General features: G+C 69.4%; 10 protein-coding genes. 3 read left to right on the top strand and 7 right to left on the bottom strand.

Annotation, left to right across the window (positions count from 1 at the left end):
- Nucleotides 1-4: 4 nt before the first annotated feature.
- From narH to DA1_RS03265, 5 genes are all read right to left on the bottom strand, one after another.
- Nucleotides 5-1,546, bottom strand: a complete 1,542-nt coding sequence (gene narH, locus DA1_RS03285) for a nitrate reductase subunit beta (protein WP_034363529.1) — start codon at nt 1,544-1,546, stop codon at nt 5-7.
- Between the two features lie 18 nt (nt 1,547-1,564).
- Entirely contained in the window at nt 1,565-5,350 is a 3,786-nt protein-coding gene (locus DA1_RS03280; RefSeq protein WP_034390034.1) for a nitrate reductase subunit alpha, read from the bottom strand.
- Nucleotides 5,351-5,417: 67 nt separating this feature from the next.
- A complete protein-coding gene (locus tag DA1_RS31165; protein WP_012203039.1) occupies nt 5,418-6,878 on the bottom strand; it encodes an MFS transporter in 1,461 nt (486 codons plus the stop codon).
- Between the two features lie 16 nt (nt 6,879-6,894).
- Nucleotides 6,895-8,217: an MFS transporter gene (locus tag DA1_RS31160; RefSeq protein WP_012203038.1), complete on the bottom strand. Its 1,323-nt coding sequence runs from the start codon at nt 8,215-8,217 to the stop codon at nt 6,895-6,897.
- Between the two features lie 156 nt (nt 8,218-8,373).
- Entirely contained in the window at nt 8,374-9,336 is a 963-nt protein-coding gene (locus DA1_RS03265) for a helix-turn-helix transcriptional regulator (RefSeq protein WP_034390032.1), read from the bottom strand.
- A gap of 130 nt (nt 9,337-9,466) precedes the next feature.
- Between DA1_RS03265 and DA1_RS03260 the strand changes: the two genes are divergently transcribed.
- From DA1_RS03260 to DA1_RS03250, 3 genes are read left to right on the top strand one after another with little or no spacing between them, the layout of a single operon-like run.
- Nucleotides 9,467-11,461 (top strand): TonB-dependent receptor, encoded by a 1,995-nt coding sequence (locus tag DA1_RS03260; protein ID WP_034390030.1) that lies wholly within the window; start codon nt 9,467-9,469, stop codon nt 11,459-11,461.
- Nucleotides 11,462-11,487: 26 nt separating this feature from the next.
- Nucleotides 11,488-12,555 carry a class I SAM-dependent methyltransferase gene (locus tag DA1_RS03255; protein WP_034390028.1) on the top strand — a complete coding sequence of 356 codons (1,068 nt, stop codon included), beginning with the start codon at nt 11,488-11,490 and terminating at the stop codon, nt 12,553-12,555.
- On the top strand, nt 12,552-13,793 hold the full coding sequence (locus DA1_RS03250; protein WP_034390026.1) for an MFS transporter: 1,242 nt from the start codon (nt 12,552-12,554) through the stop codon (nt 13,791-13,793). Before DA1_RS03255 ends, DA1_RS03250 begins: the two co-directional genes overlap by 4 nt.
- Nucleotides 13,794-13,797: 4 nt before the next feature.
- Here the strand turns inward: DA1_RS03250 and DA1_RS03245 are convergent, their stop codons facing one another.
- Both DA1_RS03245 and DA1_RS03240 read right to left on the bottom strand, forming a co-directional pair.
- Nucleotides 13,798-14,469 carry a response regulator gene (locus DA1_RS03245; protein ID WP_012203037.1) on the bottom strand — a complete coding sequence of 224 codons (672 nt, stop codon included), beginning with the start codon at nt 14,467-14,469 and terminating at the stop codon, nt 13,798-13,800.
- Nucleotides 14,470-14,497: 28 nt separating this feature from the next.
- On the bottom strand, nt 14,498-16,396 hold the full coding sequence (locus tag DA1_RS03240; RefSeq protein ID WP_034398111.1) for a type IV pili methyl-accepting chemotaxis transducer N-terminal domain-containing protein: 1,899 nt from the start codon (nt 16,394-16,396) through the stop codon (nt 14,498-14,500).
- Nucleotides 16,397-16,557 lie beyond the last annotated feature (161 nt).

Raw genomic sequence — 16,557 nt, 5'->3', positions numbered from 1 at the left:
GTCCTCACATTTGCGCGCGGATGGGGATGGTGCGCGGCTTCTTGCCGCCGAACAGGCTGGCGTCGGTGCTGCCGTCGGAGCAGCCGTTGCCGAACGAGAAGCCGCAGCCGCCGCGCAAATCGAACGCGCTTTCGGCGTATTCGCGGTGGGCCGAGGGGATGACGAAGCGGTCCTCGTAGTTGGCGATCGCCATGGTCTGGTACATGTCCTCGACCTCGTGCACCGTCAGTCCCGCGTACTGGAGCACGGCCAGGTTCTGTTCCTGGTCCACGTGCTTGCTGCGCTGGTACGCGCGCATGGCCAGCATGCGCTCCAGCGCGCGCACCACGGGCGTGGTGTCGCCGGCGGTGAGCAGGTTGGCCAGGTACTGCACGGGGATGCGCAGCTGCGAGACATCGGGCAGGTCGCCATTGATGGGGCTGCGGCCGACACTGTCGAGATGCCCGGCGTTCGCCGCCGAGGTGATGGGCGACAGCGGCGGCACATACCAGACCATGGGCAGGGTGCGGTACTCGGGGTGCAGCGGCAGGGCCACCTTCCAGTCCACGGCCATCTTGTAGACGGGGCTGGACTGTGCGGCCTCGATCCAGGCGTCGGGGATGCCGTCGATGCGGGCCTGGCGGATGACCTCGGGGTCATTGGGGTCCAGGAAGATGTCCAGCTGCGCCTGGTAGAGGTCGCGGTCGCGCTCCACGCTGGCTGCTTCCTCGATGCGGTCGGCGTCGTACAGCAGCACGCCCAGGTAGCGGATGCGGCCCACGCAGGTTTCGGAGCAGACGGTGGGCTGGCCGGCCTCGATGCGCGGGTAGCAGAAGATGCATTTTTCGGCCTTGCCGCTTTGCCAGTTGTAGTAGATCTTCTTGTAGGGGCAGCCGGAGACGCACATGCGCCAGCCGCGGCACTTGTCCTGGTCGATGAGGACGATGCCGTCCTCCTCGCGCTTGTAGATCGAGCCCGAGGGGCAGGACGCCACGCAGGCCGGGTTCAGGCAGTGCTCGCACAGGCGCGGCAGGTACATCATGAAGGTGTTCTCGAACTGGCCGTAGATGTCCTTCTGGATCTGCTCGAAGTTCACGTCATGGCTGCGCTTGCTGAATTCGCCGCCCAGGATTTCCTCCCAGTTCGGACCCCATTCGATCTTCTCCATGCGCTGGCCCGAGATCAGGCTGCGCGCGCGCGCCGTGGGCGCGGCCTTGCTTTCCCTGGCCGACTGCAGGTGCTCGTAGTCGTAGGTGAAGGGTTCGTAGTAGTCGTCGATCTGGGGCAGGTTGGGGTTGGCGAAGATGCGCATCAACAGGCTCCACTTGCCACCCTGGCGGGGCGCGATGGAGCCGTCCGTGCGGCGCATCCAGCCGCCGTTCCACTTGGCCTGGTTTTCCCACTCGCGCGGGTAGCCGATGCCGGGCTTGGTCTCGACGTTGTTGAACCAGGCGTATTCGACGCCCGGGCGGCTGGTCCAGACGTTCTTGCAGGTGACGGAGCAGGTGTGGCAGCCGATGCACTTGTCCAGGTTCAGCACCATGCCGATCTGTGCGCGGATTTTCATCGTGTTTCTCCTTGTTGTTCAGGCATGGGCGGCTGCGCCGGCCGGAGCTTCGTCATCCAGCCAGTCGATGCGGCGCATCTTTCGGACCAGGACGAACTCGTCGCGGTTGGTGCCGATGGTTCCGTAGTAGTTGAAGCCGTAGCTGTACTGCGCGTAGCCGCCGATCATGTGGGTGGGCTTGAGCACGATGCGCGTGACCGAGTTGTGGATGCCGCCGCGCGTGCCGGTGATCTCCGAGCCCGGCGTGTTGATGGTCTTCTCCTGCGCGTGGTACATCATCACCATGCCCGGCTTGACGCGCTGGCTGACCACGGCCCGCGCCGCGATGGCGCCGTTGGCGTTGTACAGCTCCACCCAGTCGTTGTCGGCGATGCCGGCGCTCTTGGCGTCGTCCTCGCTGAGCCAGACGATGGGGCCGCCACGCGCCAGCGTGAGCATCATCAGGTTGTCGCCATAGGTGGAGTGGATGCCCCACTTCTGGTGCGGCGTGATGAAGTTCAGCGCGATCTCGGGGTAGCCGTTGGGCTTTTGGCCCTGCACTTCCTGCAGCGCCTTCATGTGCACGGGCGGGCGGTAGCTGACGAAGCCTTCGCCGAAGTCGCGCATCCACGGATGGTCCTGGTAGAACTGCTGGCGGCCGGTAAGGGTGCGCCATGGGATCAGCTCATGCACGTTGGTGTAGCAGGCGTTGTAGCTGACCTTCTCGCTTTCCAGGCCCGACCAGGTGGGCGAGCTGATGATCTTGCGCGGCTGGGCCTGGATGTCGCGAAAGCGGATCTTCTCGTCCTCGCGGTGCAGGGCCAGGTGGGCGTGCTCGCGCCCCGTCTGCTTCGACAGCGCCTCCCAGGCCTTGACGGCCACGTGGCCGTTGGTCTCGGGCGCCAGCATCATCACCACCTCGGTGGCGTCGATGTCGGTGACGATGCGCGGGCGGCCCTGGCTCACGCCTTCCTCGCGCACCAGGCCGTTGAGCTCGCCCAGTTGCTCCACCTCGGTCTCGGTGTTCCAGCCGATGCCCTTGCCGCCGTTGCCCAGCCTGTCCATCAGCGGGCCCAGGGCCGTGAAGCGCTTGTAGAGGTTGGGATAGTCGCGCTCGACCACCGCAATCTGCGGCGCGGTCTTGCCGGGGATCAGGGCGCAATCGCCCTTCTTCCAGTCGCGCACGCCATCGGGCTGGGCCAGCTCGGCGGGGGTGTCGTGCATCAGCGGCGTGAGCACCACGTCCTTTTCCACGCCCAGGTGGCCCACGCAGACCTCGCTGAAGGACTTGGCGAAGCCCTTGTAGATCTCCCAGTCGCTCCTGGCCTGCCAGGCCGGGTCCACGGCCGCCGACAGCGGGTGGATGAAGGGGTGCATGTCGCTGGTGTTGAGGTCGTTCTTCTCGTACCAGGTGGCCGTGGGCAGGACGATGTCCGAGTACAGGCAGGTGGTGCTCATGCGGAAGTCCAGCGTGACCAGCAGGTCCAGCTTGCCTTCGGGCGCCTTGTCGTGCCAGCGCACTTCCTGCGGCTTGGCTTCATCGTGGCCCAGGTCTTTTCCTTGCACGCCATGGGTGGTGCCCAGCAGGTGCTTGAGGAAGTACTCGTGGCCCTTGCCCGAGCTGCCCAGGATGTTGGAGCGCCACACGAACATGTTGCGCGGCCAGTTGGCCGGGTGGTCGGGGTCCTCGCAACTCATGGACAGCGAGCCGTCCTGCAGGGACTGCACCACGTGGTCCTTCACGTCCAGGCCCTGGGCCTGGGCGTCGCGCACCAGCTGCAGCGGGTTGGCCTGCAGCTGCGGTGCGCTGGGCAGCCAGCCCATGCGCTCGGCGCGCACGTTGTAGTCGATCATGGCGCCGCCGTACTGGCTGCGGTCGGCCAGCGGGGACAGCACCTCTTCCACGCCCAGCTTCTCGTAGCGCCACTGGTCGGTGTGGGCGTAGAAGAAGCTGGTGGAGTTCATCTGGCGCGGCGGGCGCAGCCAGTCCAGCGCAAAGGCCAGCGCGGTCCAGCCGGTCTGCGGGCGCAGCTTTTCCTGGCCCACGTAGTGCGCCCAGCCGCCGCCGCTCTGGCCGATGCAGCCGCACAGCATCAGCATGTTGATGATGCCGCGGTAGTTCATGTCGCAGTGGTACCAGTGGTTCATGGCCGCGCCGATGATGACCATGGACTTGCCGCGCGTCTTCTCGGCGTTGTCGGCGAACTGGCGCGCAATGGCGATCACCTGGTCACGCGGCACGCCGGTGATCTTTTCCTGCCAGGCCGGGGTGTAGGGCGCATCGGCGTCATAGCCGCCATCAGCGCCCTCGCCGTCCAGGCCGCGGTGGATGCCGTAGTTGCCCGCCAGCAGGTCGAACACGGTGGCCACGATGGCCTCCTCGCCGTCCAGCACCATGCGCGAGACGGGCACGCGGCGCAGCAGCACATCCGTGCCCTGCTCGTTGGCGTCGAACCCCGGCGACTGCAGGCCGCCGAAGTAGGGGAAGGCCACGTCGGCCACTTCACTGTCCACGCCCTGGCCGTCCAGCACCGAGAGCTTGAGCTGCACGTCATTGCCCGTGCGCGCCTCCTTGGATTCGAGGTTCCACAGGCCCTCGTCGGCGCGGCCGGCCTCGCCCCAGCGAAAGCCGATGGAGCCGTTGGGCAGGGCCACGCCGCCGTCCTCGCCGTAGGCCACGGTCTTCCATTCGGGGTTGCTGTCCTGGCCCAGGTGGCCGTCGAAGTCGCTGGCGCGCACATAGCGCTCGGGCACCAGGGCCGTGCGGCCGTCGGGCAGTTGCTGGCGCTTGAGGCGGATCAGCAGCGGCAGGTCGGTGTAGCGGCGCGCATAGTCCTCGAAATAGGCCGGGCGGCCGCGCTCGCCGAAGTAGAACTCCTTGAGGATGACGTGGCCCATGGCCATGGCCACGGCGGCATCCGTGCCCTGCTTGGGGTGCATCCACAGGTCGGCCAGCTTGGCGACCTCGGAGTAGTCGGGCGTGACGGCCACGACCTTGGCGCCCTTGTAGCGGACCTCGGTGAAGAAGTGGGCGTCGGGGGTACGCGTCTGGGGCACGTTGGAGCCCCAGGCAATGATGAAGTTGGAGTTGTACCAGTCGGCGCTCTCTGGCACGTCGGTCTGCTCGCCCCAGGTCTGGGGGCTGGCCGGCGGCAGGTCGCAGTACCAGTCGTAGAAGCTCATGCACACGCCGCCGATCAGGCTCAGGTAGCGGCTGCCTGCGGCATACGAGATCATGGACATGGCCGGAATCGGCGAGAAGCCGATGATGCGGTCCGGCCCGTGCTTCTTGATGGTGTAGACGTTGGCCGCCGCGATCATGCGGTTGACCTCGTCCCAGCTGCTGCGCACGAAGCCGCCCAGGCCGCGCTGCTTCTGCCACTCGCTGCGCGCATCCGCGTTCTCGACGATGGCGGCCCAGGCATCGACCGGGCTCCTGGCCACGGCCAGTGCGGCACGCCAGTGCTTGAGCAGCCGGCCACGCACCATGGGGTATTTGACGCGGTTGGCGCTGTACAGGTACCAGCTGTAGCTGGCGCCGCGCGCGCAGCCGCGCGGCTCGTGGTTGGGCAGGTCGGCGCGCGTGCGCGGGTAGTCGGTCTGCTGGGTCTCCCAGGTCACGATGCCGCCCTTGACGTAGATCTTCCACGAGCACGAGCCCGTGCAGTTCACGCCGTGCGTGGAGCGCACCACCTTGTCATGAGCCCAGCGGTCGCGGTAGGCGTCTTCCCAGGTGCGGTCCTCGCCCGTCACCTGGCCATGGCCGTTGGAGAATTCCTGCCGGGGCAGGGAGAAGTAGGAAAGCTTGTCCAGAAAATGGCTCATCGCGGGACTCCTTGTTGTTCGTTGCGGTGCGTTGCTGTTCGGTGCAGTAGTGCCTGCGGCCCGGGGCTCAGCAGGGCATCTCGGCGTTCCTGCGCGCGTAGTACCACCAGGTCACGCCCACGCACAGCACATAGAAGGCGGCAAACACCCACAGCGCCAGCTCGGGCCCGCCCGTGGCGGCGATGGAGCTGCCGTAGCTCTTGGGGATGAAGAAGCCGCCGTAGGCTCCCAGCGCGCCCGCAAAGCCCAGGGCGGCCGCGCCTTCGGTATTGCCCTCCTTGAGGGCATGGGCCTGCGCTTGCTCGCTGGGATGGGCGCCGAGCTCGCGCTGCTTGAGCGCCAGGAAAATCGCCGGGATCATGCTGAAGGTCGATCCGTTGCCGATGCCCGTGGTCAGGAACAGCACCAGGAACATCAGAAAGAAGCCCATGAAGCTGCCCTCGGCAGGGCCGAAGCCCAGCGCGTAGCCGCCGCTGCCCTTGGGCAGGAAATACAGCACGCCCACCACGGCCACGGCCATGACGAGGAAGTTCCAGAACGTCACGCGCGCGCCGCCCGCCTTGTCGGCCAGCCAGCCGCCAAAGGGCCGCGACAGCGCGCCCAGCAGCGGGCCCAGCCAGGCATAGGCCAGCGGATTGACCGCCGGGAACTGGCTCTTGATCAGCAGCGGAAAGCCGGCGGCAAAGCCGATGAACGAGCCGAAGGTGCCCAGGTACAGCAGGCACATCACCCAGTTGTGCTTGCGCCGGAAGATGGCGGCCTGGGCCGCGAAGCTGGCCTTGGCGTCGGCGATGTCGTTCATGCCGAACCAGGCGGCCAGCGAGGCGATGGCGATCCACGGCACCCAGATGAAGGCGGCGTTCTGCGCCCACACCCGGGTGGTCTCGCCGGCCTTGGTGATGGTCTGCGCATCGCCGCCGAAGACGCCGAAGATGCCGGCCGTGATCACCAGCGGGCTCAGGAACTGCACCACCGACACGCCCAGGTTGCCCAGGCCCGCGTTCACGCCCAGGGCCGAGCCCTTGCGCTCCTTGGGAAAGAAGAAGCTGATGTTGGCCATGCTGGAGCTGAAGTTGCCCCCGCCCAGGCCGCACAGCAGGGCCAGGATCAGCATGGTCGGATAGCCGGTGCTGGCATCCTGCACGGCGTAGCCGATGCCGATGGCCGGGATCAGCAGCGAGGCCGTGGACAGCGCCGTCCAGCGGCGCCCGCCCATCAGCGGCACCATGAAGGAATAGAAGATGCGCAGCGTGGCGCCCGACAGCGCGGGCGCGGCTGCCAGCCAGAACAGCTGGTTGGTGGAGTAGGTGAAGCCCAGCGCGGGCAGGTTCACGGCCACCACGCTCCAGACCTGCCAGATGGCAAAGGCCAGGAACAGGGCGGGCACCGAGATCCAGAGGTTGATCCTGGCGATGGCCTCGCCCTCGCGCTCCCAGAACTGCCTGTCCTCGGGGCGCCAGAGGGTCAGCACGCTGCCGGGGCGGCTGCGCGCGGATGCCTTTGCGGCGGTCTTGGTGTTCGCATGCATGTGCAACTCCTGCGGTTCAGCGCGCGGCCGGCTGCACATCGCTGTGGCCGCCGTGGCTGTTGAGCACGTCGGTGCGGCGCACCTCGGTGAAATACATCCAGATCAGCGACACCCAGACCACGCCGTACAGCAGCATGAAGGCGCTGGAGCGGATGCCCGTCCAGTCCAGCAGCACGCCGAACAGGATGGGCAGGATGAAGCCGCCCATGCCGCCGGCCAGGCCCACGATGCCGCTGATGGCGCCGATGTTTCCGGGGTAGTCGTCGCTGATGTACTTGAAGACGCTGGCCTTGCCGAAGGCCATGGCAATGCCCAGCACGAACATCAGCGCGGTGAAGGCATAGACGTTCAGGCCCAGGTGAAAGCGGGTGCTGCCCTCGGTGGTGAGCACCGTGAAATCGGTCTGCGGATAGGACAGCAGGAACAGGCAGATCCAGCACACCCACAGCACCCACCAGGTCACGCTGTGTGCGCCGTACTTGTCCGACAGCCAGCCGCCGATGGCGCGCAGCACGCCGCCCGGCAGCGAAAAGCAGGCCGCCAGCAGGGCCGCCACGCGGATGTCCAGGCCGTACTCGCCCACGTAGTACTGCACCATCCACAGGCTCAGCGCCACATAGCCGCCGAAGACGATGCTGTAGTACTGGCAGTACTTGAGCACGCGCGGGTCCTTGAGCGCCTTCAACTGGTCGCTGAAGCGCACATTGCTGGGCACCAGGTGGGCCGGGTCGCTGTGGCTGAACAGCCAGAACAGCACCAGCGCGCCCAGCATGATGGCCGCATAGGCATGCGGCACGGCGGCCCAGCCGAAGGCCACCAGGATCACCGGCGCCACGAACTTGTTGACCGCCGCACCCGAGTTGCCCGCGCCATAGATGCCCATGGCCATGCCCTGGCGCTCCTTGGGAAACCAGCGCGCCACATAGGGCGTGCCCACCGAGAACGAGCCGCCCGCCAGGCCCACGAACAGGCCGATGGTCAGGAAGTGCCAGTACTCGGTGGCATAGCCCATCACCCAGATCGCGGGCACGGTGACGGCCATCAGCACCGCCATCACGATGCGCCCGCCGAAGCGGTCGGTCCAGATGCCCAGCGGCACGCGCACCAGCGAGCCCGTGAGCACGGGCATGGCCGTGAGCAGGCCGAACTGCGTGGCGTTCAGATCCAGCATCTTCTTGATGGGGATGCCGATGATGCCGAACATCATCCAGACCATGAAGCAGACCGTGAAGGCCAGGGTGCTGACGGCCAGGACCGACCAGGCCTGGCGGTCGTGGCGTGTGCCTGTGCTGGTGCTCTTTCGGGGGTCGCCCTGTGCGGTGGGCGCTGTGTTTGCCATTTTGTTTTCCTCGTGGGGGCTATGGCTTCCATGGTCCCGCGCGAGGGCCGCGCCGCACATCCGCCAGCCGTACGCTCGGACAAGGCGGAAGAACTAGGAGCGCGCAGGCGGGCCTAGTTCCAAAGAACTATCGAGGACAAAAAGGCTTGACGCAGATCAGGAGCGGCGGCCAAAAACGGACTTCGGGCTGCGCCCGTAGAACCGCGCAAATGCCGCACTGAAGTTCGACGGATGGACATAGCCCACCTGCCAGCCGGCCTGGGCGACCTGGCAGCCGGTCTCCAGCAACGCCCAGGCGCGGCGCATGCGCAGCTCCAGCAGCAGGGCCTGGGGCGTGGTGCCGAAGACGGCGCGAAAGCCCTGCTTGAGCCGGTGCTCGCCCAGGCCCACGGCGGCGCTCAGGTAGGCCAGGGTCAGCGCGCGGTCCATCTGGGTGGACAGCAGTTCGCGCGCCTGCTCCAGCCGGGACAGCTCGTCGGCCGACCAGCGCAGTGCCGCCTTGGCCGGCTGCGGCGCAGGCGCCAGGTGCCGCAGCTCCAGCGCGGCCAGGCTCAGCATGGCGATGTGGCGGTCCAGCGCATCGGTGGGCTGGTGCCCGGGCGGCTGGGCCAGGCGCCGCGCCAGCGCCAGGCTGGCCGGCAGGCTGGCACGGTGGTCCAGCGCCCGCACACCGGCCGCGCCGTCCACCTGGGTCAGCCGCCGCGAAAGCTCGGCCCCCAGGTAGCGGTCCAGCGCCGCGCCCGACAGCAGCAGGCGCAGTTGGCGCACGGTCTGGCCTGCCGCATAGCGGCGCTCGCCCTGGCTGCCGCGAAAGGCTGCCAGCGTGGTCTGCCCCGCGCCGAAGCGCAGCGCCGCACCCGTACGCGCCACAAAGCCCGATTCGCCGGCCAGCCCCAGCGTGATGACCAGGGTGCGGCCCTGGTCCGAGGCATCGGCCTGCACGCTGTCCTCCACCAGGTCGCGCAGCGGGCAGTAGTGCGAGCGCGCCAGCACGATGCCGTCACCCAGCGTGAAGCGCTCCGCATGGCAGTCGCCCAGCTCGGCGGGCAGGGCATGCCGCGTCCAGCCCGGCGCACAGGGCTGGGGCAAGGCAAGCGAGGAAGGGATGCGGGAGGTCATGGGAGAGGAATGGATGCGCGCTTCGCATAGGAAATGCTCCGGCGCGCATACGTTTTCAAATGATAGCGATTCTCATCTTCCCTAGCATCGGTCTCCAACGAGATTCCCTTTTGGAGAGGACGAGAAAACCATGGCATTCCCCCTTCGCTGGCCGGCCGCGCTGGCCCTGGCCCCCTTCACGGTGGCGGCCCAGGGCCAGGCGCCCGAAGCCGCCCTGCCCGAGATCACGGTCACGGTGAACAAGCAGGCCGAGAGCCTGGACGCCGTGCCCGCCAGCGTCTCCGTCTTCGACGGCGCGGCGCTGGAGGCGGCCGGCGTGCGCGGGCTGGACGCGCTGTCCGCACAGGTGCCGGGCTTTGTGTTCCAGGCCTTCGGCCAGTCGGGCGTGCAGCCGCCCGTGATGCGCGGGCTGACGGCCAACTTCGTGTCGTTCTCCTCGTCCACGCTGCTGCTGGTCGATGGTGTGCCCACGCTGATGGCCCAGGGCTTCGAGCACAACCTGCAGGGCGTGGACCGCGTGGAGGTGCTGCGCGGCCCGCAATCGACCTTGTACGGCCGCAATGCCGAAGCGGGCGTGGTCAGCATCGTCACGCGCCAGCCCGGCGACACGCCCTATGCATCGATCAGCGCCGAGGCCGGCAACCACGGCCAGCGCGCGGGCAGCTTCGAGCTGGGCCGCGCCCTGGTGCCGGGCCAGCTCTACATCGGCCTGTCGGGCGAGTGGCGCGCGCAGGACGGCTTCATACGCCAGCAGGCGACGGGAGCGCGCGTGGACGACCGCGAGCGCGCCAGCGGCCGCCTGGCCCTGCGCTGGACGCCCACGGCCGAGACCGAGGCCACGCTGCGCTACGCCCAGCAGCGCTGGGACGACGGCGCCGCGCAATGGGGCAGCATTGCCGCGCCGCGCGCCACGGTGAACTCGGGCACGGACAGCTGGAACCGCTCGCGCGGGCAGACGCTGTCGCTCGATGTCTCGCACCGCTTTGCCTCGGGCCTGCGGCTGCGCTCCATCACCGCGCGCAATGTCTTCGACGACCGCGTGCTGCAGGACACGGACTTCCAGCGCGCCGACCTGCTCCACGTGCGGCGCGACTACCGCCTGGCCACGACCTCGCAGGAACTGCGCCTGGAGGGCGAGGCCGCAGGCCTGTGGAACGCGCGCTGGCTGGCCGGCCTGTACCTGGACCGCGACGACCATGACCTGCGCTACGAGCAAAAGCTGCCCGCCGCGCTGATGCGGCCCACGGCCGGGCTCAAGGGCAGCACGGCGGCGCTGTTCACGCACTGGACCGTCCCGCTGTCCGAGCGCTGGACGCTGGCGGCCGGCGCGCGCGTGGAGCGAAGCCGGGTCGAACTGGCGCCGCAAGGCGCAGCGGCCCGCAGCGACAGCTGGACGCGCTTGAGCCCCAAGCTCTCGCTGCAATACCAGTGGTCGCCCCAGGGCCAGGTCTACACCAGCCTCAGCGAAGGCCAGCGCGCGGGCGGCTTCAACGTGTTCTCTCCGGCCATGGGCTATGCGGCCTACGAGCCAGAGACCGTGCGCGCCTGGGAGATCGGCGCCAAGGGCCGGCTGCTGGGGCAGCGCCTGCGCTATGCGGCCTCGGTCTACACCCAGCAGGTGCGCGACATGCAGGTGCAGCAGATGGGCCTGCCGGGCGTGGTCTACATCACCAATGCGGCGCGGGCGCGCTCCACGGGTGCGGACTTCGAGCTCGACTATGTGTTCGGCGGCGGCTGGCAGCTGCAGACCGCCCTGGGCCTGAACCGCACGCGCTTCGGCAGCTTCCGCGACGGCGCCGCCGTCTACGACGGCCACCGCAACCCCTTCGCGCCCGACATGACGGCCCATGTGGCCCTGCGCTACGACGCGCCCGGCCGCTGGTGGGCGCAGGCCGCCGTGCAGGGCACGGGCAAGGTCTACCTGGACGCCGCCAACGCCTACCGCCGCCCCGGCTACGGGCTGCTCAACCTGTCGGCCGGCTATGCCCAGGGGTCCTGGGAAATCGCCGCCTACCTGCGCAATGCCGCCAACCGCCGCTACGACGCCGTGGGCTACCTCAACGGCCAGGTCGTGGTCTACAGCCCGCCGCGCGAGTTCGGCGTGCGGCTGACCTGGCGCATTTGACTCCCTTTCGTGAAAAGGACCTTCCGATGAATACACCCCGCCGTGAATCCCCTACCCACACCCCCTCTCACGCCCTGCAACCGCTGTGGGACCTGGCCGCCGCCCCGATCCAGGCCGAGGCCCTGGTGCTGGCCCTCGAATCGGGGGCGCTGGACCGGCTGGCCACGCCCCAGACGCCGGCCGAGCTGGCCCAGGCCCAGGGCTGGAACGAGGCCAATACCTCCCACTGGCTGGAATTGCTGTGGAGCATGGGCCTGCTGCGGCGCGGCCAGCACGAGCCCGTGAGCTACCTGTTGGCCACCGACGCGCTGCGCTACCTGCACAGCGCATCGCCCGAGTCCTGCGGCCCGGCCTGGCTGTTCCGCCTGCGCTCGCTGCGCCACTCCGCCACGCTGCTGCGCGGCCTGGTCGAGCACGGCCCTGCCGGGGACGGCTCGGCCTGCAGCGCCCCCTTGGCCACGGGCAATGCCGAAGGCTGGGCCGCCGCCGCACGCGCCCAGATCGGCCAGGAGCAGCGTGCCGTCAGCGTGCCTGCCGCGCTGAACCTGCTGCAGCAGGTTCCCGAGGCCGGCGCCATGCGCCGCATGCTGGACCTGGGCGGCGGCCCGGGCTGGATCGCGCTGGCCCTGCTGCGCCGGCAGCCCGCGCTGCAGGCCAGCGTCTTAGACTGGCCCGAGGCCGTGTCCGTGGCGGCGGACAACGCCCGCCAGTCCCGCCTGTCCGACCGCTTCACCGCGCTGGGCGGCAACCTGGCCACGGACGGCATAGGCAGCGGCTACGACCTGGTCTGGTGCTCGTCCGTGCTGCACTTCGTGCCCGATGCGGCAGCCGTGGTCGCCAAGGTGTTCGACGCGCTGGCGCCCGGCGGCGTCTTCGTCTGCGCCCATGCCGAGGTGGATGAGACGCCCGAAGCCGCCCTGCGCACCCTGCCCTACTACCTGCCCATGCGCCTGCTGGGCCGCAGCGTGACCCGGCGCGGCGAGCTGCAGGCGCTGCTGGCGCAGGCCGGGTTCGAGCGCATCGAACGCATCGAGTCGCGCGAGTTTCCGATGGCGCCGCTGGCCGTGCTCGTGGCGCGCAAGGCCGCGCCATGAAGGCCGCAGCTCCCCGCCCTGTCTGGCTGCTCCAGGCGCTTTTCGGCTGGCTGCACCTGGCGCTCACGGCGCCCAGCGTCTACCTGTGGCTGGGCCTGCCCCTGGTCATGCGCCAGCATGGCTGGTCGGGCACGGCCATCGGCCTGTTCCAGCTGGCGGGGCTGCCCGCGCTCATCAAGTTCGCGCTGGCCGCGCCCGTGGAAGCGCGCAGCGCGAACGGCCAGCCGCGCTACCGCGCCTGGGCGCTGGCCCTGTGCCTGGCCTATGCGGCCGTGCTGCTGGCCCTGGGCTGGCAGCAGTTGCTGGCCGAGCGCCTGTGGCTGTTCGGCCTGGCCTTCGCGGCCGCGCTGGCCGCCACCTGGGCCGACATTCCCGTCAGCGCCCTGGCCATCCGCCTGCTGCCCGCGTCCGAGCGCATGCGCGCCGGGGGCGTGCGCGCGGCCGCGCTGTCGCTGGGCGCCATCGTGGGCGGCGGGATGATGCTGCTCATGCAGGCGAAATGGGGCTGGCGCGCGCCCTTCCTCTGCCTGGCCGGCGCGCTGGCGCTGGGCGCCCTGCTGCTGGCCTGGGTGGTGCGTCATGAGCCCGGGGAGGCGCCCTCGCCTGTGCTGCTGCCTGCGCCCAAAGCTGGACTGGCCACCATGGTCCGCGGCTATGGCGCCCAGCCCGGCGCCTGGCGCTGGACCCTGGTGCTGGTCAGCTACTTTCCCTTCATCGGCGCGGCCTGGTTCTACCTCAAGCCGCTGATGCTGGACCACGGCTTCGCGCCCGCCCAGGCCGCCCTGCTGGCCGGCATGGGCGGCGGCGTGGTGGCTGCGCTGGCGGGCGCAGCCTCGCCCCTGCTCACGCGCCGCCTGGGCACCCGGCGCGCCCTGCCCCTGTATGCAGGCTGCAACGTGGCGGCGCTGGCGCTGCTGGCCGCCGTCATCGCAGCCGGCGCTCCGCCCCCGGGCCTGGTCGCGGCCGTGGCCTGCGTGGCAGCAGCCATGGGCGCCTCCTCGGCCTGCGTCTTCGGACTGATGATGCAATTCGCCCGCCCGCGCTGGCAGGCCTTCGACTACGGCCTGCAGGCCAGCCTCTTCGCCGCCAGCCGCATGCTGGTGCCGCTGGCGGCCGGCGTGGCGCTGGACGCCATGGGCGCGGCGGCCATGCTCACCGGGCTGACCGTGGCGGCCGCGCTGGCCTGGGTGTGGGCGCTGCGGTGTGCGGGGGATGGTTGGGCTTCAGCCACAGCGTAGGCCGCTAATCCCGCTGCCGCTCCGACGCATACACCGCCGCCTGCACGCGCGAGCTCAGGCCGAGCTTGCGCAGGATGTGTTGCACATGGATCTTGACCGTGGTCTCGGCAATGTCCAGCGTGCGGGCGATTTCCTTGTTGCTGGCGCCTCGGGCGATCTGGACCAGCACCTCTTCCTCGCGCGGGGACAGCGGCGAGGCCGGGGCCTCGTCCGGCTCGGGCGCCTGGGGCTCGGGCGCGCCCTGGGACTGGAAGGCGGCCACCAGCTTGCCCATCATCTCGGGGCTGACCACAGGCTCGCCGCGCGCGGCGCGGCGCAGGGCCTCGGACAGCAGGTCGCCGTCGATGGTCTTGAGCAGATAGCCCTGGGCGCCGTTGCGCAGCGCGGCCGCCAGGTCCTGGCCGTCCTCGCTCACGGTGAGCATGACGACGCGGCTGCCGGGCGAGGCCGCGCGCAGGCCCGCGATGGCATCGACGCCCAGCACGCCGGGCAGGTGGTTGTCCAGCAGGATGACCTGGGGCGCCAGCGCGGGCACCAGGCGCAGGGCCTCGCCCGCGTCGCCGGCCTCGCCGACCACGCGCAGGCCTGCGTCCTGGGCGATGAGGGCGATCAGGCCGCGGCGGAACAGCGTGTGGTCGTCGATGACGAAGACGGAGATGGGGCTGGAGAAGGACATGGGGCGGTCTTTTTCTTGCGGGAGCGTGTCACGCGTTCGAGGGGAGGGCCTGCGCTGACGCGCCGGCCGAGGCCGACGGCGGCAGCTCGATGAGCACGCGCGTGCCCTCGCCTGGGCGGGAGTGGACATGGACCAGCGCCTGCGCCAGCAGGGCGCGCTCGCGCATGATGCCCAGGCCCACATGCAGCGAGTCCGGCGCAACGGCGGCGGGGACGAAGCCGCAGCCGTCGTCGCAGACTTCGAAGCGCCAGGGGTGGCGTCCCACGCGCAGCTCCACATGCCTGGCACCCGCGTGCTTGCGCACGTTGGACAGCGCCTCCTGCACCATGTGCAGCACCTGGATCTGCACGTCGGGCGCCAGCGGCAGGCCCTGGCCCGACATGCTCAGCGAGGTGGCAATGCCCGTCTGGTGCTCGAACTTGGACAGCGTGGCGCGCAGCGCGGCCTCGATGTCCTCGGCGCTGGTGCGCGTGCGGAAATGCACCAGCAGCTCGCGCACGTCGGCATAGCATTCGCGCACGCCCACTTCCAGCTCGCCCAGGCTGCGGTCGCGCGCCTCGTCGCGGCCCTTGGCCACGGCGTCGCGCAGCAGCTGGGTCTGTATCTTGAGAAAGGCCAGCGACTGGGCAATGGAGTCATGCAGCTCGCGCGCGATCAGGCCGCGCTCCTCGGCCACGGCGGCCTCGCGCTCCAGCGCCGTGGCGCGCAGGCTTTCCATGGCGCTGGCCAGGTGGCGCGCCATGGCGGACAGCAGGTCGCGCATGTCGTCCGTGAGCACCACGGTGGAGCGAAAGAACAGGTTGACCTCGCCCAGCAGGCGCTGCTGCAGTTGCACGGGGATGCTGACCACGGTCTCGAAGCCGGCCTCGCGGCAGTGCGGCAGCTGCAGGTCGCTGGCTGGCGTGATGGGGATCACGCGCAGCCGCGCCTGCTCGCGCGGCTGGCCGCACAGGCAGGCTCCCGTGTGCAGGCAGTGCTCCTGCACCGACATGGACTGGGGCAGGCCGTCGCCGGCCAGCAGCACGTAGCGCTCGTTGGCCTCGTCGGACCAGCGCACCGTGGCCGCATCGGCCTGGGCCGCCAGGCGGACCTGGCGCACAAAGCCTTCGGCCAGGGACTGCAGGCTGGCGGCCTCCGACGCCTGCACGCTGACCGCGTACAGCGCCTGCAGCTGCTGGTGCTGCACATTGAGGCTGGCGGTCTTCTCACGCACCTTGTCTTCCAGCTCGGCGTGCGAGCTTTGCAGCGACTGGGCCATGAGGTTGAAGCCTGCGGCCAGCTGGCCGAACTCGTCGTCCACCTCCACGCTCATGCGCGTGTCCAGGTGTCCGCGGCGCATGCGCTCCAGCGCCGAGCGCAGCTGGCCCACGGGATGCAGCACCAGCCAGTAGCTGGTGGCCATGAAACTCACGGCCGCGATGATGGCCAGCGCCATCAGACACATCTGAAACAGGTGCAGGATGGCCGTCCAGCGCGAGAGCCGGTCCTCGATGGCCTCGACGAATCCGTCCACCTCGCGCACGAAGGCATCGGCGCTGCCCATGATGGCCTGCGCATCGACATGGTCCTCGGCCTGCCACTGCGTGCGCAGCGCACTCCAGTCGCCGCGTATGCGCTCGTAGCGCGCGCTGACCGCATCGCTCCAGGGCACGAACAGCGGCCGCGACATGTCGCCGCTGCGCAGCAGGTCCAGGCTGGCGTCGAACTGCCGTGCTCGCTCCTGCCACTGCGCAGGCGCCTCGTTCTGGCGCGCCATGGCCATGCGCACCATGCTCATGCGCAGCCGCCCGGCCTCGTTCACCGCCGCCGCACCGCCTTCCAGCTGCCAGGCCACCCACAGCGTGAAACCGATCGATGCCACGGCCGCGAGCAGGCAGGCCGCGCCCATGAGCAGCAGCTTGGTCGAAAGCGAGGGCTTGCCATGCATGGTTGCACTGTAGCCACCGCACATTTGCGCGTCTTGACCTGAATCAAGCGCCACCCGTTTGCGCCGTGCTCCCGCCCCGATTCCTAGGATCCTTTCAACTGCCCCCAACGCCCACAGGGCCTATGGCGTCCCCGGGCGAGGCCAGTGTTTAGCATGGGGCC

Origin of the sequence: Delftia acidovorans NBRC 14950, from assembly GCF_001598795.1 — a bacterium.
Classification (GTDB): Bacteria; Pseudomonadota; Gammaproteobacteria; order Burkholderiales; family Burkholderiaceae_C; genus Comamonas; species Comamonas acidovorans.
This window is presented reverse-complemented; position numbering and strand designations above follow the sequence as displayed.